The sequence below is a fragment of the Bradyrhizobium sp. Rc3b genome (assembly GCF_900114915.1).
Taxonomy (GTDB): domain Bacteria; phylum Pseudomonadota; class Alphaproteobacteria; order Rhizobiales; family Xanthobacteraceae; genus Bradyrhizobium.
On sequence record NZ_FOUS01000004.1, the window covers coordinates 225,664 to 244,104 of the forward strand.

General features: G+C 64.4%; 16 protein-coding genes. 3 read left to right on the plus strand and 13 right to left on the minus strand.

Annotated elements, in window-relative coordinates; genetic code table 11:
• Nucleotides 1-70: 70 nt before the first annotated feature.
• Complete coding sequence (locus BM190_RS11070; RefSeq protein ID WP_092254311.1) at nucleotides 71-955, minus strand: LysR family transcriptional regulator; 885 nt, start codon at nucleotides 953-955, stop codon at nucleotides 71-73.
• Between the two features lie 122 nt (nucleotides 956-1,077).
• Between BM190_RS11070 and BM190_RS11075 the strand changes: the two genes are divergently transcribed.
• Nucleotides 1,078-1,695, plus strand: a complete 618-nt coding sequence (locus BM190_RS11075; protein WP_092254313.1) for a pyridoxamine 5'-phosphate oxidase family protein — start codon at nucleotides 1,078-1,080, stop codon at nucleotides 1,693-1,695.
• A 189-nt stretch (nucleotides 1,696-1,884) separates the two neighbouring features.
• Here BM190_RS11075 and BM190_RS11080 read toward each other — a convergent pair whose 3' ends face one another.
• The 3 genes from BM190_RS11080 to BM190_RS11090 are packed head-to-tail and all read right to left on the minus strand — an operon-like array spanning nucleotide 1,885 to nucleotide 5,430.
• Complete coding sequence (locus BM190_RS11080) at nucleotides 1,885-2,616, minus strand: ABC transporter ATP-binding protein (protein ID WP_018318834.1); 732 nt, start codon at nucleotides 2,614-2,616, stop codon at nucleotides 1,885-1,887.
• On the minus strand, nucleotides 2,613-4,382 hold the full coding sequence (locus tag BM190_RS11085) for a branched-chain amino acid ABC transporter ATP-binding protein/permease (protein WP_092254315.1): 1,770 nt from the start codon (nucleotides 4,380-4,382) through the stop codon (nucleotides 2,613-2,615). Before BM190_RS11085 ends, BM190_RS11080 begins: the two co-directional genes overlap by 4 nt.
• A 7-nt stretch (nucleotides 4,383-4,389) precedes the next feature.
• Nucleotides 4,390-5,430: a branched-chain amino acid ABC transporter permease gene (locus BM190_RS11090; protein WP_018318832.1), complete on the minus strand. Its 1,041-nt coding sequence runs from the start codon at nucleotides 5,428-5,430 to the stop codon at nucleotides 4,390-4,392.
• A gap of 176 nt (nucleotides 5,431-5,606) precedes the next feature.
• Here BM190_RS11090 and BM190_RS11095 point away from each other — a divergent pair, with 176 nt between their 5' ends.
• Nucleotides 5,607-6,140 (plus strand): MarR family winged helix-turn-helix transcriptional regulator, encoded by a 534-nt coding sequence (locus BM190_RS11095; RefSeq protein WP_092254317.1) that lies wholly within the window; start codon nucleotides 5,607-5,609, stop codon nucleotides 6,138-6,140.
• Between the two features lie 132 nt (nucleotides 6,141-6,272).
• Here the strand turns inward: BM190_RS11095 and BM190_RS11100 are convergent, their stop codons facing one another.
• From BM190_RS11100 to BM190_RS11140, 9 genes are all read right to left on the minus strand, one after another.
• Nucleotides 6,273-7,556, minus strand: coding sequence for a glycerate kinase type-2 family protein (locus tag BM190_RS11100; protein WP_092254897.1), 1,284 nt, complete (start codon nucleotides 7,554-7,556; stop codon nucleotides 6,273-6,275).
• 199 nt (nucleotides 7,557-7,755) lie between these two features.
• Nucleotides 7,756-8,985, minus strand: a complete 1,230-nt coding sequence (locus BM190_RS11105; protein WP_092254319.1) for an ABC transporter substrate-binding protein — start codon at nucleotides 8,983-8,985, stop codon at nucleotides 7,756-7,758.
• Nucleotides 8,986-9,224: 239 nt separating this feature from the next.
• Nucleotides 9,225-10,451 carry an ABC transporter substrate-binding protein gene (locus BM190_RS11110; RefSeq protein ID WP_092254321.1) on the minus strand — a complete coding sequence of 409 codons (1,227 nt, stop codon included), beginning with the start codon at nucleotides 10,449-10,451 and terminating at the stop codon, nucleotides 9,225-9,227.
• Between the two features lie 122 nt (nucleotides 10,452-10,573).
• Entirely contained in the window at nucleotides 10,574-11,809 is a 1,236-nt protein-coding gene (locus tag BM190_RS11115) for an ABC transporter substrate-binding protein (protein ID WP_092254323.1), read from the minus strand.
• 29 nt (nucleotides 11,810-11,838) lie between these two features.
• A complete protein-coding gene (locus BM190_RS11120; RefSeq protein WP_026202077.1) occupies nucleotides 11,839-12,858 on the minus strand; it encodes a branched-chain amino acid ABC transporter permease in 1,020 nt (339 codons plus the stop codon).
• A gap of 2 nt (nucleotides 12,859-12,860) precedes the next feature.
• Nucleotides 12,861-13,739 (minus strand): branched-chain amino acid ABC transporter permease, encoded by an 879-nt coding sequence (locus BM190_RS11125; RefSeq protein ID WP_018318825.1) that lies wholly within the window; start codon nucleotides 13,737-13,739, stop codon nucleotides 12,861-12,863.
• Between the two features lie 13 nt (nucleotides 13,740-13,752).
• On the minus strand, nucleotides 13,753-14,466 hold the full coding sequence (locus tag BM190_RS11130) for an ABC transporter ATP-binding protein (protein ID WP_018318824.1): 714 nt from the start codon (nucleotides 14,464-14,466) through the stop codon (nucleotides 13,753-13,755).
• On the minus strand, nucleotides 14,463-15,260 hold the full coding sequence (locus tag BM190_RS11135) for an ABC transporter ATP-binding protein (protein WP_018318823.1): 798 nt from the start codon (nucleotides 15,258-15,260) through the stop codon (nucleotides 14,463-14,465). Before BM190_RS11135 ends, BM190_RS11130 begins: the two co-directional genes overlap by 4 nt.
• A gap of 66 nt (nucleotides 15,261-15,326) precedes the next feature.
• Nucleotides 15,327-16,193, minus strand: coding sequence for an IclR family transcriptional regulator (locus BM190_RS11140; RefSeq protein ID WP_026202076.1), 867 nt, complete (start codon nucleotides 16,191-16,193; stop codon nucleotides 15,327-15,329).
• A gap of 131 nt (nucleotides 16,194-16,324) precedes the next feature.
• Here BM190_RS11140 and BM190_RS11145 point away from each other — a divergent pair, with 131 nt between their 5' ends.
• Nucleotides 16,325-18,421, plus strand: coding sequence for a 3-hydroxyacyl-CoA dehydrogenase NAD-binding domain-containing protein (locus tag BM190_RS11145; RefSeq protein ID WP_092254325.1), 2,097 nt, complete (start codon nucleotides 16,325-16,327; stop codon nucleotides 18,419-18,421).
• Nucleotides 18,422-18,441: the final 20 nt, after the last annotated feature.

The window sequence follows — 18,441 nt, forward strand, 5'->3', positions numbered from 1 at the left end:
CATGTCTCGACATGGCACCCTGCCGCGTCCCGGCTCTGCGCCCGCTCCGCGGCGCGTCCGGGACACGTATCTACCCAAACCTCCACTCCGCAGTCTCCACCACGAGATCGACGAACGCGCGCACCTTGGCCGAGAGCAGTCGCGAGGTCGGGTAAATGACGTGGATCGGCAGCGCCGGCTGCTCGTACTTCGCCAGCACGATTTTCAGCCGTCCGCGTTTCAGCCCCTCGGCGGCCTGATAGGCCAGCACGCGCGTCACCCCGCCGCTGGCTTCCGCGTATTGCAGGGCGGCGTCGGCGCTGTTGCTGATGAAGCGGGGCGATGGCGTGACCTCGATGTCGCGGCCATCCTGCACGAAGTGCCAGCTGGCGGAGGGGCCGAACTGAATGGTCTGGTGTTCGAGCAACGCGTCCGGCGTCTTCGGCTCGCCGTGACGCTTCAGATAGCCCGGCGTCGCCACCACGATCCGCCGCATCTCGCCGACCTGGCGCGCCACCAGCGAGGAGTCGGAGAGATGACCGATCCGCACCGCGACATCGACGGCGTCCTCCACGAGATTGACGAGATGGTCGGACAAGCGCAATTCCCCGCCGACCTCGGGATAGCGCTTGAGATAGTCGGTCATCACCGGCCCGACATGCAGCCGGCCGAAGCCGACCGGCGCCGATACCACCAACCGTCCGCTCGGCCGGTTGCGCTCCTCCCGCGCGGAGCCGTCGGCCTCCTCGACATCGGCGAGGATGCGCCGCGCGCGCTCCAGATAGCGCGTGCCGACGTCGGTCAATCTCACCTGCCGGGTGGTCCGCTGCAACAGCCGGGCGCCGAGGTGCTGCTCCAGCGCCGCGATCAGCCGCGTTACCGCCGAGGGCGACAGGTGCAGCTTGCGCGCCGCCGGCGCGAAGCCGCTGAGATCGGCGACGGTGACGAAGGCGTGCATGGCTTCGAGGCGGTCCATGTCATTATTGCATATATCGCAATGATGAAGTGTCAAGCGCGTAGATTGTTTTAGCTGCCGTGAGGTCCACTTTAGTCGTCGAAAGACGCAGCAATGCGCGGGAATCTTCAGGAGATGTTCCGATGATTGCAGTTCACACCTATGCCAGCGATGTCGCGTTCTCGCCGGCGGTGAAGACGATCCAGGCCCGCAAGGGCTCGCGCGAGGGTTATGCCCACGCCGAGCAGCGTGGATGGCGCACTGAGGTCGACGAGAACCTCGCCGCATTCCTGGCTGACGCCACCAGCTTCTATTTTGCGACCGCCTCGGCCGATGGCCAGCCTTACATCCAACACCGCGGCGGCCCGAAGGGCTTCTTGAAGGTGCTGGACAAGCAGACGCTGGCTTTCACCGATTATGCCGGCAACCGGCAGTACATCACCCAGGGTAACCTGTCGGAGAATCCCAAGGCCTACATTTTCGTGATGGACTACGCCCATCGCCGCCGCGTGAAGATCTGGGGCGAGGCGCGCGTGGTCGAGGACGACGAGGCGTTGACGACGTCGCTGATGCCGAAGGGCTACCGCGCCCGGCCGGAGCAGGTGATCCTGTTCAAGATCGCAGCCTGGGACACCAACTGCCCACAGCACATTCCGCAGAAATTCGATGCGGGTGATGTAGCGGCCGCGCTGGCGGCGAGGGATGCGAGGATCGCGGAGCTGGAGGCGGAGGTCGCGATGCTGAAGGAGAAGGCGGGGTAGCTTCGTAAACGCGGCGCTTGCTTACCCTCCCCTGGAGGGGGAGGGTCGATCGCGTGGAGCGCGAGCGGGGTGGGGTGATCTCTCAACACGGGCAGTGTTCTACGCGGAGGGACCGTCATCCCACCCGCTTCGCACATCGCTACGCTCGTGGCGAAGCGACCCTCCCCCTCCAGGGGAGGGTAAGAGAAATCAGATCGCGCTCTCGCCTTCATGCTGGAAGCCAAGATAGCTCGCCGCAACCCGCTCGTTCGCGGCGATGTCGCTGGCCTTGCCGGAGAGCACGAACTCGCCGAGCTCCATCACATAGGCCTGGTCCGCGATCTTCAGCGCGGCCTGGGCGTTCTGCTCGACCAGCAGCACGGAGACGCCGCTGGCGCGGAGTTCGGTGACGATGCGGAAGATGTCGGCGACGATGATCGGCGCGAGGCCGAGGCTCGGCTCGTCCAGCATGAGGAGCTTCGGCTCGCCCATCAGCGCGCGGCCCATCGCGAGCATCTGCTGCTCGCCGCCGGAGAGCGTGCCGGCGAACTGCTTGCGCCGCTCCTTCAGCCGCGGGAACAGCGTGTAGACGCGCTCCATCGAGGCCTTCGCCTTGCTCCGCTCAATGCGGAACGCACCCAATTCGAGATTGTCCTCGACATTCATGGTCACGAACAATTCGCGGTGCTCCGGGACGAGGCCAAGCCCCATCGCGACACGGTCCTCGATGTCGAGCCGGGCGAGATCCTGGCCGGCAAAGGTGACGCGGCCTTTCAGCGGCAGGATGCCCATGATGGCGGACAGCAGCGTGGTCTTGCCGGCGCCGTTGGCGCCGACGATGGTGACGATCTCATTCGCGCCGACCTCGAGCGAGACCGAGCGCACCGCCTCGACCTTGCCATAGGCGACATGGGCGTCGGTGACGGACAACAGCGCGCTCATGCCGCCACTCCGAGATAGGCCTTGATCACTTCGGGATTGGTCTTGATCGTGGCGGGGGTGCCTTCGGCAATCTTGGTGCCGAAATCGAGCACCACGATGCGGTCGGCGAGGTTCATGACGAAGCCCATGTCGTGCTCGACCAGGAGGACGCTCATGCCGCCATCGCGCAAGTCACGCAGCAGCTTGGCGAGCTGCTGCTTCTCCATGTGGCGCAGGCCGGCGGCCGGTTCGTCGAGCAGCAGCAGCATCGGGTCGACGCAGAGCGCGCGGGCGATCTCGACGATGCGCTGCTGGCCGAGCGAAAGGCTGCCTGCGAGCTGATGCATCTGGTCGGCAAGGCCGACACGCTCGATCTGGCGGGCGGCCTCGGCGAGCAATTTGGCCTCGTCGGCGCGGTCGAGCCGCAGCATCGAGGCGATCGGGCCGGAATGGCCGCGCAGATGCGCGCCGATCGCGACGTTCTCCAGCACGGTCATGTCAGGGACCAGCTTCACATGCTGAAAGGTCCTGCTGATGCCGAGCTTGACGATCTCCTGCGGCGGCGCCTTGTCGACCTTCTTGCCGAGCACCGAGACCGAGCCTGACGTGGCCGACAGCACGCCGGTGATCAGGTTGAAGGTCGTGCTCTTGCCGGCGCCGTTCGGGCCGATCAGCGCGACGATCTCGCGAGCCTGGACGTCGAAGGAGACGTTGTTGACGGCGACCACGCCGCCGAACTGCTTTCGTGCCTTGTCGACCTGGAGCAGGATGCTGGAGTGGCCGGGCGCGCGGGGACGCTGTTCCAGCTTCAGCGAGGTGTCGGGCTTCTTGCCACCGGAGCGCTCGGGCAGGAAGGACATCAGCCAGGGCCAGAGGCCGCCGGGCGCGAGTTGCAGCAGCGCCACCAGCATGATGCCGAACACGATGGTCTCGACCTGTCCGGAGCCGGGCAGGATCAGCGGCAGATAGCTCTGCAGCACCTCTTTCAGCACCACGACGATCGCCGCGCCGAGCACGCCGCCCCAGACATAGCCGGCGCCGCCGACCACCGCGATGAAGAGATATTCGATGCCGGCCTGTGCGCCGAACGGCGTCGGGTTCACCGCGCGCTGGAGATGGGCGTAGAGCCAGCCCGAGAGGCCCGCGAGCACGGCGGCATGGATGAACACCAGCAGCTTGGCGCGCGGCGTGTGCACGCCGAACGCCTCGGCGGCGACATGGCCGCGCCGCAGCGCGCGGATGGCGCGGCCGGTGCGGGAATCCAGGAGGTTCATCGTGAGCAGGGCCGAGAGGATCACGGCGACCCAGATCGCGTAATAGATCGAGCCGGGCGAGAGCATCTTGAACGTGCCGATCGACAGCGGCGGGATCGCCGAGATGCCGTCGTTACGGCCGAGGAACTCCAGCTTGCTGAAGAGATAGAACAGCCCGAGCCCCCAGGCGAGCGTGCCCAGCGGCAGATAATGGCCGGAGAGGCGGACGGTGATCAGCCCGAGCAGCACTGCCAGCGATCCGCTGACCAATAGCGACAGCGGCAGCGTCAGCCAGGGCGACAGGCCGTAGGCCGTCGACAGCACCGCGGTGGTATAGGCGCCGAAGCCGACGAAGGCTGCCTGTCCGAACGAGGTCAGGCCGCCGACGCCGGTCAGCAGCACGAGGCCCATCGCGACGAGGGCGGCCAGGCCGATATTGTCGAGCAGCACGATCCAGAACGGAGGCATGCCGGGGACGAACGGGATCACGGCCATGACGGCTGCGAAGACGATGATGGGAAGGCGGCTCTGCATCTTAGCCTCAGTCCTTCTCTTCTTCGACGGCGGGCGCGGCGAGCGAGCGCAGCAGCAACACGGGGATCAGCAGCATGAAAACGATCACCTCCTTGTAGTTGGAGGCATAGAAGGACGAGAACGCCTCGACGAGGCCGACGACCAGCGCCGCGGCGGCGGTGAGGGGGTAGCTGACGAGGCCGCCGATGATCGCGGCGACGAAGCCCTTCAGGCCGATCAGGAAGCCGCTGTCATAGTAGAGCGTCGTGATCGGCACGATCATGATGCCCGACAGCGCGCCGATGACGGATGCCAGCAGGAAGGCGATCTGCCCCGACAGCGTGGTGCGGATGCCGACGAGCCGCGCCCCCAGCCGGTTCACGGCGGTCGCGCGCAGCGCCTTGCCGTAGAGGGTCAGGCCGAAGAACAGCCAGAGGGCGACGATGAAGGCGATGGTGATGCCGTAGACGGTGAGGCTCTGGCCGGTGAAGCGCAGCGAGCCCGCGGTGAACGCGCCGGACAGCACAGCAGGTCCGCGCTGGCCTTCGGCGCCGAAGAACAGCAGGCCGAGGCCCTGCAGTGCCAGATGGACGCCCACGGATGCGATCAGCAGCACCAGCACGGAGGTGTGTGCCAGCGGCTGGAATGCGACGCGGTAGAGATAGAGGCCGATCATCGCCACGATTACCAGCGACAGAGCGATCGAGACCGCGACCGGCGGCTTCTGCGCGGCGAAGTACACCGTCAGCGCCAGCACGATGGCCGGCAGCACGATATTGGTGAGGGCGCTGCGCACGATCAGGCGGCCGTGCAGCGCCTTGCGCGCGACGAACAGGTCGAAGGCGAAGGCGCCAATGCCGAGCGCCAGCGCGAGCTTGGCCGTGCCCGGCATCTGGCCCGCGGCCAGCGAGGCATAGGTCAACGCGCCGTAGGTGACGAATTCGCCCTGGGGAATGAGAATGACGCGGGTGACGGCGAACACCAGCACCAGCGCCAGGCCGAGCAGCGCATAGATCGCGCCATTGGTGATGCCGTCCTGCACCAGGAACAGCATGATGGTGGTATTCAAGACCGGACGCTCCCCCTTAAGATTACGGACCGGTCCCCTCGATCTCGGTGGACGGTCCGCTCACAGCCATTGAAAAACGCATGCGATATTTGATATGGTCCATAACAATTATCAAATATAACATCAAGGGCGGGAACGATCCCTCCCGAATTTAGCGGGATTACGAGCACGAGGCGATGACCGTTTCCAAAGCCGCTGAAAAGTCCGCCGAAAAGCCTGCCGACACGGCCAAGGGCCGCAAGGACGCGGCCGAGGTGCAAGGTCAGGGGGCTGGCGAAGCGCTCCAGCTCGGCGAGCTCTCGGAACAGCTCGGCTATGTGCTGAAGCGGGCGCAGCTCAAGGTGTTCGAGAACTTCCTGCGCTGCATGGCCTCGCTCCAGCTCACGCCGGCGCAGTTCTCCGTGCTGCTGCTGGTCGAGAAGAATCCGGGCCGTAACCAGACCGAGATCGCCTCCACCCTCGGCATCCTCAGGCCGAACTTCGTGGCCATGCTCGACAATCTCGAGAGCCGCGACCTTTGTGCGCGGATTCGCTCCACCAACGACCGCCGCTCGCACATCCTGGTGCTGACCGACAAGGGCAAGGCGGTGCTGGCCCGCGCCAAGAAGCTGGTCGCCACCAAGCACGAGGCCCGGCTGAACGAGCTGCTCGGGCAGGCCAATCGCGAAGCCCTGATCGCGATGCTCGCGAAGGTCGCGAGCGAGTTCTGAACTCGGCTGTCATCGCCCGGCTTGACCGGGCGATCCAGTATTCCAGAGACGGCACGGCTGGAATCGAGAAGCCGCGGCGTACTGGATTCCCCGCTATCGCGGGGAATGACACCGTTGCTGGGGGCAGGCGCCTCAATCCACCAAAATCACCCTGATGTCGTTCACGTTGGTCAGCGTCGGGCCCGGTAGCAGCAGGTCGCCGGTCGCCTCGAAGAACGTCGTGGCGTCGTTGTTGTCCAGGTACGCTTGCGGCTGAAGCCCCTGCGCCTTCATCTTTGCGAACGTCGTCGCGTCGATCAGCGCGCCGGCGGGGTCGGTGGGGTTGCCGGCGCCGCCGTCGGCGCCGTCGGTGTCGCCGGCCAGCGCCGAGATGTCAGGCGTGTCCTTGAGCAGGGCGGCAAGCGCCAGCGCGTATTCCTGGTTCGGCCCGCCGCGCCCATTGCCGCGCACGGTCACCGTGAGCTCGCCGCCGGAGAGAATCGCGAGGCGCTTGCCTTGCGCGCGCGCTTGCAGCGCCAGCCTGGCGTGAGCGGCCGCGACCTCGCGTGCCTCGCCTTCGAGATCGGCGCCGAGGTCGATGGTCTCGTAACCGGATTCGCGCGCGAGCTTCACCGCGGCGTCGAGCGACTGCTTGGGCCGCGCGATCAATTCGAAATGCGCGCGCGCGAAGGCGGCATCGCCGGGCTTGCAGCTTTCGTTGGCGGGATCGTCGAGCGCGCGGCGCACGGCATCGTCGATGTTGAGCTTGTATTTCGCGACGATGGCGCGCGCATCGGCCAGCGTGGTCGGATCAGGCACGGTCGGACCGGAGGCGATCGCGGAAGGATCGTCATGCGGTACGTCCGAGATCGCGAGCGTCACGATCTTGGCGGCATTCTTGCCGGCGCGTGCGAGACGGCCGCCCTTGATCCGCGACAGGTGTTTGCGCACGACGTTCATCTCGCCGATCGGCGCGCCCGAGCGCAGCAGCGCCTTGTTGACCGCCTGCTTCTGCGCAAAGCTGATACCGTTGCTGGGCGCGATCCAGTTCGCCGAGCCGCCGCCGGTGAGCAGCACCAGCAGCAGATCGTCCGGCCCGGCCTCGCCTGCGAGCGCGAGCGTGTCGGCCGCGCCCTTGAGGCCAGCCTCATCCGGCACGGGATGCCCGGCCTCGACCACGCGGATGCGGCGCGTCGGCACGCCGTAGCCGTGGCGCGTGGTGGCGATGCCGACGAGCCGCTCCGGCGCCAGCTTGAGCGTGTCGAGATAATGCCGTTCGGCCGCTGCGGCCATGGCGCCGGCGCCCTTGCCGGCGGCGAGGCAGATCACGCGTCCTTTCGGCGCGGGCCCCAGGTGCGGCGCCAGCATCACATTGGGATGGGCGGCGGCAACGGCGGCGTCGTAGAGCGCGCGGAGCAGGGGACGGCGGTCGGTCATGACGATGGCCTTCGGCAGACGGAACAAACTGGCGACACACGCCGCGGTTCCCCCTGCCTAGCGCATCGGCGGCCAAAGCGTAAGCCGGCTGTGTCATCATTCGAATATGCAATCGCGTGATCATAATCGCCGCGTAGCAAAAAGCCCTCCGCGATGATTTCGCGGAGGGCCCTTTTGAACATTGCGATCCGGCTGGAGGCTAGCCGCCGGCGTCAGCGCTGATGACGTCGCCGAACAGATCCCACTTCTCGCCCTTGAACTTCATGAGCTGAAGCGAGCTGATCGGTGCGAAGTCGTTCGCGCCGGTGTTGATCTTGATGCCGGGCAGCAGCACCTCGGTGCGGAAGTCCTTCAGGCTCGCCGCCTGCTTCATGACGTTCTCGCGCGTGAGATTGTCGCCGCACTTCTTCAGCGCTTCCACCAGCGTCTGCGCCACGCCGTAACCGACGATGGTGCCGCCGTCGAGCTTGTCACCTTCAGGGAAGTATTTCGTCATGAACTCCAGGAAAGCCTTCATGCCGGCGTCGTCCTTCCACTGAGGATCCGACACGTCCTTCAGGTAGGCGGCCGAAATGATGTCCTGCGAATTCTCGAAGCCGGCGGGCTTGATCACGCTGCCGACCGAGGCCGAGACGTTGTTGAGGAAGTGGGTCGGCTTCCAGCCGATTTCGGAGATCTTCTTGATCGCCTGTGCCGCGAACTTCGGTGTGGTGATGTTGATGAAGACGTCGGCGCCGGTCGCTTTCATCTTCACGATGTGATTGTCGATCGTCGGCTCGGAGGTCTCGTAGCTTTCCTCCAGCACGATCATGCTCGCGGCCTTGGCGCCGAGCCCGTCTTTCAGGCCCTTCAGGTAGTCCTTGCCGTAATCGTCGTTCTGGTAGAGCACGCCGATCTTGGCATTCGGCATCTCCTTCAGGATGTATTTCGCGTAGATCTGCGTCTCGCTCTGGTAATTTGGCTGCCAGCCCATGGTCCAGGGGAAGTTCTGCGGATCGTTCCATTTGGTGGCGCCGGTCGCGACGAACAGCTGGGGCACCTTCTTCGAGTTCATGTATTTCTGAATGGCCGAGTTCGGCGGCGTGCCGAGTGAATTGAAGATCAGCAGAACCTCGTCGCTCTCGACCAGCTTGCGTGCCTGCTCCACCGTCTTCGGCGGCGAATAGGCGTCGTCGTAGGAGACGAAATTGATCTTGCGGCCGTTGATGCCGCCCTCTTCGTTGATCTTCTTGAAATAGGCGGCTTCGGTCCGCCCGATGATACCGTAGGCGGAGGCCGGTCCGCTGTAGGGCATGATGTTGCCGATCTTGATCTCGGTGTCGGTCGCGCCGGTATCGTATTTCTTCTGGGCCGATGCAGTGGAGGCCGAGGCCGCAATGAGCGCAAGCGCCAGTGATGCGGCTGCAAGCTTGCCGGTGACAGCGGGCATTCCTATCTCCCTATTTTCTTGATGTGTGTGCGCCCCTTTTCTTGTCTCGATTTTTTTGGCGACGCTGCCGCAATTCAATACGATTTGGCTGGTGCCTTCAACAGAAAGCCCCAGCGACGGCGTCGCAGGGGCTGCGTCTTTAGTAGTCAGGGGCCGCCGGCGCCCGTGTGCGACTGCGAGAAGGTCCGGCTGTCTTGGGTTGTTTAACCAATCAGGGAACGATTTTGGGTTGCGCCGCTTCAGTGGCCCATCTCGCTGGAGATGATGTCGCCGAACAGCTCCCATTTCCGGCCCTTGAAGCGCATCATCTGCAGCTGCTCGATCGGCGCGAAATTGTCCGGCGCGGTGTTGATCCTGATGCCGGGCAGCAGCGTGTCGGGCTCGAAATCCTTCAAGGAGGCTGCCTGCCTCATCACGTTCTCGCGGGTGAGGTCGTCGCCGCACATCTGCAGCACCTTCACCATGGTCTGCGCGGCGGCATAGCCGAACACGACGCCGGCATCGAGCTTGTTGGCCTTGGGATCATATTGCGCGAGGAAGTTATAGAATTTCTTCATGCCGTCGTCGGCATTCCACTGCGGATCGGAGCCGTCCTTGGTGTAGCTCGCCGACAGGACGCCCTGCGAGACCTCGAGCCCTGCGGGCTCGATCACGCCGCCGACCGAAGCCGAGACGTTGGAGATGATGTGGACCGGATGCCAGTTGATCTCCGCCGCCTTCTTGATCGCCTGCGCGGCGAATTTCGGCGTGGTGATGCTGATGAACACGTCGGCGCCCGAGGCCTTCAGCTTCACGACGTGCTCGTCGATCGCGGGCTCCGACGTGTCGTAGGCCTCTTCCAGCACGATCATCGAGGCCTTGGGCCCGAGGCCATCTTTTAACCCCTTCAGATAGTCCTTGCCGAAATCGTCGTTCTGGTAGAGCACGCCGATCTTTCCGTCCGGCTTCTCTTTCATGATGTATTTGGCGTAGATGCGCGCCTCGCTCGCGTAGCTCGGCTGCCAGCCCATGGTCCAGGGATACTGCCTGGGATCGTTCCACTTCGAGGCGCCGCTCGCCACGAACAATTGCGGCACCTTCTTCTCGTTCATGTATTTGCGGATGGCGCCGTTGGTGGACGTGCCGAGCGATCCGAAGATCAGCAGCACCCCGTCGCTCTCGACCAGCTTGCGCGCCTGCTCCACCGTCTTCGGCGGTGAATAGGCGTCATCATAGGAGATGAACTTGATCTTGCGCCCGTTGATGCCGCCCTCGGCATTGACCTTGCGGAAATAGGCTTCTTCGGCCTTGCCGATCGCGGCGTAGGCCGAGGCCGGGCCGCTATAGGGCATGATGTTGCCTATTCTGATCTCGGTATCGGATGCGCCGCTGTCGTACTTCTTCTGCGCCAGTGCCGGGCTGCTCATCGCAGTGCACAAAGCGAGCGCGGTCCAGAGGGCCGCAACCTGAAAACGAACGGCGGACATTGTTCTCCTGCCCCGAGTTGGATCGGCGCCGCATTGAACAAGATTGGCGCCTGCCGTCAACAAAAAGCCCCCCGCGATCGCTCGCGGGGGCTTCTCGAGGGTCGGACTATTGCGTCAGCGTGTCACTCGGAGGCGACGTCGCCGCTGATGATCTCGCCGAACAGTTCCCACTTCTCACCCTTGAAGCGCTGCATCTGCAGCTGCGCAATGGGGGCGAAGTCGGTAGCGCTGGTGTTGATCTTGACGCCGGGCAGGAGCGTATCCGGCGCAAAATCCTTCAGCGAAGCCGCCTGCTTCATGAGATTGGCGCGGGTGAGATCGTCACCGCACATCTCCAGGACCTTGGCCAGGGTCGAGGCAGCGCCGTAGCCATAGACCATGCTGGTGTCGGACTTGTCGGCACCCGGCATGTACTTGTCGACGAACTCGTTCCACTTCTTCATGCCGGGGTCGTTGGCCCACTGCGGATCGGTGGAGTCCTTGGCATAGGCCGCCGACAGCACGCCCTGTGCATTCTCGAAGCCGGCGGGCTTCATCACGCTACCGACCGAGATCGAGACGTTGGTGAGGATCTGGAGCGGCTTCCAGCTGAGCTCGGCCGTCTTCTTGATGGTCTGGGCCGCGAATTTGGGCGTCGCATAAATCAGCAGCACGTCGGGATTGGCGGCCTTGATCTTGACGATATGGCCGTCGATCGACGGCTCGGACACCTCATAGCTCTCTTCCATGATGATCATGGACGCGCCCTTGGCGCCGAGACCGTCCTTGGTGCCCTTGAGGTAGTCTTTGCCGAAATCGTCGTTCTGATAGAGGATCGCGACCTTGGCGTCGGGCTTCTCCTTCATCAGCCATTTCGCGTAGATCTGGGCTTCGCTCTGGTAGGACGGCTGCCAACCGATGGTCCAGGGGAAGTTCTTGGGATCGTTCCACTTGGTGGCGCCGGTGGCGACGAACAGCTGCGGGATCTTCTTGGCGTTGAGGTACTTCTGGATCGCGCTGTTCGAGGGCGTACCGAGCGGATTGAACACGGCCAGCACCTCGTCGCTCTCGACCAGCTTGCGGACCTGCTCGACCGCCTTCGGCGGTGAATAGCCGTCGTCATAGGTGACGAAGTTGATCTTGCGGCCGTTGATGCCGCCCTTGTCGTTGATCATCTTGAAATAGGCTTCTTCGGTCTTGCCGATGATGCCATAGGCCGACGCCGGACCGCTGTACGGCATGATGTTGCCGATCTTGATCTCGGTATCGGACGCGCCGGTGTCGTATTTCTTTTGGGCCAGTGCGGCGCCGGAGGTGAGGGCAATGGCCGCCGTTGCCGTGACCAGCGCGGCGGCTCGCAGTGTTCTTCCAAAATACAATTCGATCTCCTTCTTTAGTCCAACAGTCTTCAGTTCTTCTTGAGTTTGCCGGCGAATTGCTGGCCCAGGATCGCGATCTGCCTGGCGCCGTGCGGCACGAGGTAGATGACGAGGAACAGCAGCACGCCGAACACGGCGCCGGAGAGGCCTTTTGAGATGCTCTCCGCCATGTTCGGCACGAAGATGATGAAGGCCGCGCCGACGAACGAGCCGGGCAGCCAGCCGACGCCGCCGACGACCATGCCGAGGAACAGCGAGATCGCGAGCGTGATGGTGTAGCTGTCGGGTGCGACGAACTGCACCGCGATGGCGCCGAGCGAGCCGGCAACGCCGGTGATGCCGGCGGACACGCCGAACGCCAGCGTCTTGTACAGTGCGACGTTGACACCCATCGAGGACGCCGCGATCTCGTTGTCGCGGATCGCCATGAAGGCGCGGCCGGAGCGGGAGCGCAACAGGTTCACCGAGAAGATGTAGATCGCGATAGTGACGATGAGCGTGAAGTAGTACAGCCACGTGTCCTGCGACATCGGCAGGCCGAACGGCGCGTCCGGCTTGGTGACGACGAGGCCCTGCACACCGCCGGTCCAGTGTTCCAGGAAGTTCAGCTTCAGCAGCTGTGGCATCGCGGTCGCGAGTGCGAAGGTCGCGAGCGCGAGATAGACGCCCGAGAGCCGCAGCGCCGGTTTGCCGAACAAGTACCCGAAGCCGAAGCAGACCACGGCGGAGATCGGAATGGTCAATGCGTAGTTGATGTTGGCGTGCTCCATCAGCACCGCCGACGTATAGGCGCCGACGGCGTAGAAGGCGCTCTGGCCGAGCGAGAACTGGCCGGAGCCGCCGGTCAGGATGTTCAGCGCCAGCACGGCGAGCCCGTAGATCAGGAGCATCGTCATCTGGAAGATGACGAAGTTCTTGACGAACATCGGCACGATCAAAAGCGCCGCGAGCACCACCAGCGAGGTGCCGGTGCCCAAGGTCATGGCCCGCTTCGGAACCGCCTCGACCGCCTGGTGGCCTTCTGCAACGACTTCTTCTGCAGCGCTCATGATCAAACTCGCTTGACGATGTGCCGGCCGAACAGGCCAGCGGGTTTGACGACCAGGACGGAGATGATCAGCGCAAGCGCGATCGGGAGTTTCAGCTCGTTGCCGACGCCGGGGATGTAGGTGCCGGCGAGGTTCTCGAAGACGCCGACCAGGAAGCCGCCGACCACGGCGCCGAACGGGCTGGAGAGGCCGCCGAGCACCGCCGCGGCAAAGCCGTAGATCAGCACGCCGCCCATCATGTTCGGCTCGAGGAACACGACCGGTGCGATCAGCATGCCGGCGATCGAGCCGATCGCGGTCGCCATGCCCCAGCCGAGCGCAATCATCCAGCTGGTGTTGATGCCGACGAGGCGGGCCGATTCAGGCACGGAGGCGGCCGCGCGCATGGCAAGACCGATCCGCGTGTACTGGAAGAAGAAATAGAGGCCGAGCAGCAGCAGCACCGTGACGCCGATCATGCCGGCCTGGTGGGTCGAGATCAGCTGGCTGCCGAGGAACGGCGCGGAGCCGAACGGGGTCGGGTATTGCTTGATGGTGAAGTCCCAGATCAGGCCCGCCGAGGAGTTGATGATCGCGAACAGCGCGATGAAGCCTGCGACGTTGGTCAGAACCGGTGCCTTTGTCAGCGGCTTGAACAGGATCCGCTCGATCGCGATGCCGGCGACGAAGGAGAAGGCCAGCGTGATCACGAAGGCGGCCCAATAAGGCACGCCCCACTGCATCAGCTGCCACGAGATGAAGGTCGAGAACATCGCCATCTCGCCCTGCGCGAAGTTGAGATGGTCGATGGCCTGGTAGATCATGACCACGGCGAGCGCCATGCAGGCGTAAATCGCGCCCGTGGCAATGCCGGCCAGGACCTGGTTGGTGAACAGCTCCATTGTCCCGGCTCCCTCAGTAACCCAGATAGGATTTGCGGATTTCTTCGTTGTTCGCGATGTCCTTGGCGTTGCCCGACATCACGATGCGGCCGGTCTCGATCACATAGGCCTGGTCGGCGAGCTCCAGCGCGAGCTGGGCGTTCTGCTCGACCACCAGGATCGACACCTTGTCCTCGCGGTTGATCTTGCCAAGGATGCCGAACAGGTCGCGGACCACCAGCGGCGCGAGGCCGAAGGAGGGCTCGTCCAGCAGCATCAGCCGCGGTCGCAGCATCAGGGCGCGGGCGACCGCGAGCATCTGCTGCTCGCCGCCGGAGAGTGTGCCGGCCTGCTGGGTGTGGCGCTGTTTCAGCACCGGGAAATGCGCATACATTCGCTCGATGTCGGAGACGATGCCGGCGCTGTCCTTGCGGGTGATGGCCCCGAGCTGGAGATTCTCCTCCACCGTCATGGTGGTGAAGGTGCCGCGGCCCTGCGGCACATGGGCGATGCCGAACCGCACGATGCTCTCGGTGGAGCGGTTGTTCAACGGCTTGCCGTCGAACTCGATGCCGCCGGTGGAGCGCACCATGTTGCAGATGGCGCGCAGCGTGGTGGTCTTGCCGGCGCCGTTGGCCCCGAGCAGCGTCACCAGCGAGCCCTCGTTGAGCGAGAAGGACAGGCCATGGAGCGCCTGGACCTGGCCGTAATAGGCGCGCAGGTCCTTGACGTTGAGCAATGTCGTCATTGGTCCTTGCTCCCGAGATAGGCCTTGATGACGTCGGGGTCCGCCTGCACCTGGGCCGGCGTGCCTTCCGCGAGCTTCTTGCCGAAATTCAGCGCGACGACGTGGTCGGCGATCGACATCACGAGTCCCATGTGATGCTCGACCAGCAGCACGGTCATGTGGCGCTCGTCGCGGATCTTGCGGATGAGATCGCCGAGCACGTAGACCTCTTCGTGGTTGAGGCCACCGGCGGGCTCGTCGAGCAGCAGGATCTTGGGATCGGCAGCCAGTGCCCGGGCCAGCTCGACACGCTTCTGCGTGCCGAAGGGCAGGCCGGAGACCACGGTGTGGGCGACGTCCTCGAGGTCGAGATAGGCGAGGATCTCGTGCACCTTCTTGTTGACGCTGGTCTCGCTGCGGCGAACCCATGCAAGCTTCAGCGAGTCGCTGATGATGTCGCTGGACGTCCTCGAATGCGCGCCGACGCGGACGTTGTCCATCACCGAGAGGTTCGGAAACAGCGCCACGTTCTGGAAGGTGCGGCCAATGCCGATCTCGGCGATCCGGTGCGGCGGCCGCGTCAGGATGCTCGCACCCTCCATCAGGATGTCGCCGGATGACGGCTGGTAGAGCCGGGACAGGCAGTTGAAGAGCGTGGTCTTGCCGGCACCGTTGGGGCCGATCAAGCCGAGGATCTGGCCCTTGTGCATGTCGAAGGACACGCCGTTGAGCGCGATGATGCCGCCGAACACGACGCTGACGTCGCGAACCGCGAGCAGGGGCGATGTCCCCTGCGCGAGCTGTGCCTGCGTCATCTCGTCTCGCTCACGGCATTCAGTGAGCGAAGGAGCGATGTGAACCGCTCCCGATGATGACAAAGGCTATCTGAATCCCTCGGCCACACGCGCAACTTTTCCTCCTGATTTCAGCTTTTTGCTGACGTCTTTTTTGGAATGCGGCATTAGACCCCCGAGCGCCGCTTCGATGTTCCTTACCATCGCTAAGAGACGCGGTCCAATGTCGTTGATCAAACGCTCTTCCGTGAAGCGGAATGCGGGCGCGCCGCAATTGAATGCGTAGGGACCGGTTCCGTCGTTGAGCCTGAGTGCGACGCCGGCGGCGCCGATGTCGTCGTGCCAGTCGCCGACGGAGATCGCAAAACCATATTTCGCGACGGTTTCGCCGGAACGTTCCAGCCCGTCGCGCATCTTGGGCCAGCGGCTGCCGTAATGTTCGCGCAAGAGGCGGGACAGGTCTGCGCGGTCCGCGTCGTCGAGCGCCCAGAAATAGGCGCGGCCCATCGCGCTGGTTGCAATCGGCACGCGAGAGCCGACGTCAAGTTGAACCCCGACAGTCTCGCTGCCGCGACTTTGCCCGAAATAGATCATGCTGTGACGGTCGCGTCCGCCGACGGCGACGGCACCGCCCGTCGCGCGCATCACTTCCTCGCGGAACGGCTCGGACAAATGCCGAACGCCGAGATTGGCGAGCGCGGCGTAGCCGAGCGACATCGCCGCGGGTGTGAGCTGATACTTCTCGAAGCGGGGAACCGGCGCAAGATAGCCCAGCTTGGTCAAGGTGTAGGTCAGCCGAGACACGGTCGGCTTCGGCAGGTTGGTGCGAGCCGCAATCTCCTGATTGCCGAGAAGGCCGTCATTGGGGTGGAATGCGCGCAATACGTCCAGTCCGCGGGAAAGCGCGACGACGAAATTCCGATCGGTCGCAGTCTTCTTTCCTGTACGCTTCATCCCTGATCTGCTTCTTGCGCGGAGTCGTTGACAAGCCACGTGCTTCAAAATAACCCTGCCGTCAAGATGCGGAATTAAATTCCGCACCGCGAAATCGAACAAAAGTAAATCCCCACCAAGGAGGGAACACCGTGAGCGAAGTGGTCAAGCTTGAGCGTCATGACGAAGTCGGGATCGTCACGGTCGACAGCCCTCCGGTCAACGCGCTGAGTGCCGCGGTCCGCGGTGGCATCCTGGAGTGCATCAAGGCTGCGATTGCCGATCCCGCCATCAAGGGCATCGTGCTGACCTGCGCCGGCCGCACCTTCATCGCCGGTGCCGACATCACCGAATTCGGCAAGCCGCCGAAGGCGCCCGCCCTCAACGACGTGCTGTCCGAGATCGAGAATTCGCCCAAGCCCGTGGTTGCCGCGATCCACGGTACCGCGCTCGGCGGCGGCCTCGAGGTCGCGCTCGCCTGTCATTTCCGCGTCGCGGTGAAAGAGGCCAGGCTCGGCCTGCCCGAGGTGAAGCTCGGTCTTCTGCCGGGCGCCGGCGGTACCCAGCGCCTGCCCCGCGCGGTCGGTCCCGAGCTCGCGGTCAAGATGATCGTCGGCGGTGATCCCATTGGTGCGGCCGAAGCGCTCAAGAACGGCCTGATCGAGGAAATCATCGAGGGGCCGGCATCGGGCGGCGAAGCCTTCGTGCGAAAGCTGCTGGCCGAGAAGCGTCCGCTGCGGCGCCTGCGCGACGACGATTCCAAGATCGCGGCGGCCAAGGCCGATCGCTCGATCTTCACCAATGCAGTCGCCGCCATGACCAAGAAATCGCGCGGCCTGGAGGCGCCGTTCGCCGCCGCCGACGCCGTCGGCTACGCCATTGACCTACCCTTCGACGAAGGCCTGAAGAAGGAGCGCGAGGGCTTCCTGAAGCTCGTCGCCAGCGATCAGTCCAAGGCGCAGCGTTATGCGTTCTTCGCCGAGCGCGAGGCTGCCAAGATCGCGGGCGTTCCTGACGGCACCAAATCGCGTCCCGTGAACCGGGTCGCCATCCTCGGCGCCGGCACCATGGGCGGCGGCATCGCGATGTCCTTTGCCAATGCCGGCGTTCCCGTCACCCTGATCGAGACCGGCGAGGAGCAGCTCAAGCGCGGCATGGGCATCATGCAGAAGAACTGGGAAGCGACCGCGGCGCGCGGCGGCATCCCGGCCGACGCGCCCGCCAAGCGCATGGCGCTGATCAACGGCGTCGTCGGTATCGAGAATGTCGGCGATGCCGATCTCGTCATCGAAGCCGTGTTCGAGACCATGGCGGTGAAGAAGGAAGTGTTCGGCAAGCTCGACCAATACGCCAAGCCCGGCGCCGTGCTCGCCTCCAACACCTCGTATCTCAACATCGACGAGATCGCGAAGTCGACCAAGCGTCCCCAGGACGTGCTCGGCATGCACTTCTTCTCGCCGGCCAATGTCATGAAGCTGTGCGAGATCGTGCGCGCCGACAAGACTGCGCCGGACGCGCTGGTGACGGCGGTGACTATCGCGCGAAAAATCGCGAAGGTGCCGGCCGTGGTCGGCGTCTGCGACGGCTTCGTCGGCAACCGCATGCTCGCCCAGCGCGGCAAGCAGTCCGAGAAGCTGCTGTTCGAAGGCGCGCTGCCGCAGCAGGTCGACGCCGTGGTGACGAAGTTCGGCATGCCGATGGGGCCGTTTGCGATGGGCGACCTCGCCGGCCTCGACATCGGCTGGCGCTCGCGGAAAGACCGCGGCATCAAGTCGGAGATCGCGGACGCGCTGTGCGAGGCCGGCCGCTTCGGCCAGAAGACCGGCAAGGGCTATTACAAGTACGAAGCCGGCAGCCGCTCGGCGCTGCCCGATCCGGAGGTCGAGAAGCTGATCGACGAGACGCTTGCGCGTCTCGGCCGCAAGAAGCGCGTCGTCAGCGACGACGAGATCCTCGAGCGCATGATGTATCCGATGATCAACGAGGGCGCGAAGATCCTCGAAGAGGGCATCGCGGCGCGTCCCTCCGACATCGACGTGGTCTGGCTCTATGGCTATGGCTGGCCGATCTATCGCGGCGGCCCGATGTTCTGGGCCGACAGCGTCGGTCTCAAGCACATCGCCGATCGCCTGGCCTTCTACGCCAAGGAGACCAACGACCCGAGCCTCGAGCCCGCACCGCTGCTGAAGAAGCTCGCGGCCGAAGGCAAGACGTTTGCGTCGCTGGCGGCGGCGTCGAAGGCGGCGTGATCGGATTGGGTGCTGCTGCG

Coding starts and splice junctions, on each gene's coding strand:
- BM190_RS11130 (WP_018318824.1), bottom strand. CDS start 14,466: ATGACGACATTGCTCAACGTCAAGGACCTGCGCGCCTATTACGGCCAG.
- BM190_RS11140 (WP_026202076.1), bottom strand. CDS start 16,193: ATGAAGCGTACAGGAAAGAAGACTGCGACCGATCGGAATTTCGTCGTC.
- BM190_RS11085 (WP_092254315.1), bottom strand. CDS start 4,382: ATGCAGAGCCGCCTTCCCATCATCGTCTTCGCAGCCGTCATGGCCGTG.
- BM190_RS11100 (WP_092254897.1), bottom strand. CDS start 7,556: ATGACCGACCGCCGTCCCCTGCTCCGCGCGCTCTACGACGCCGCCGTT.
- BM190_RS11120 (WP_026202077.1), bottom strand. CDS start 12,858: ATGAGCGCTGCAGAAGAAGTCGTTGCAGAAGGCCACCAGGCGGTCGAG.
- BM190_RS11105 (WP_092254319.1), bottom strand. CDS start 8,985: ATGCCCGCTGTCACCGGCAAGCTTGCAGCCGCATCACTGGCGCTTGCG.
- BM190_RS11070 (WP_092254311.1), bottom strand. CDS start 955: ATGGACCGCCTCGAAGCCATGCACGCCTTCGTCACCGTCGCCGATCTC.
- BM190_RS11095 (WP_092254317.1), top strand. CDS start 5,607: ATGACCGTTTCCAAAGCCGCTGAAAAGTCCGCCGAAAAGCCTGCCGAC.
- BM190_RS11135 (WP_018318823.1), bottom strand. CDS start 15,260: ATGACGCAGGCACAGCTCGCGCAGGGGACATCGCCCCTGCTCGCGGTT.
- BM190_RS11110 (WP_092254321.1), bottom strand. CDS start 10,451: ATGTCCGCCGTTCGTTTTCAGGTTGCGGCCCTCTGGACCGCGCTCGCT.
- BM190_RS11075 (WP_092254313.1), top strand. CDS start 1,078: ATGATTGCAGTTCACACCTATGCCAGCGATGTCGCGTTCTCGCCGGCG.
- BM190_RS11125 (WP_018318825.1), bottom strand. CDS start 13,739: ATGGAGCTGTTCACCAACCAGGTCCTGGCCGGCATTGCCACGGGCGCG.
- BM190_RS11080 (WP_018318834.1), bottom strand. CDS start 2,616: ATGAGCGCGCTGTTGTCCGTCACCGACGCCCATGTCGCCTATGGCAAG.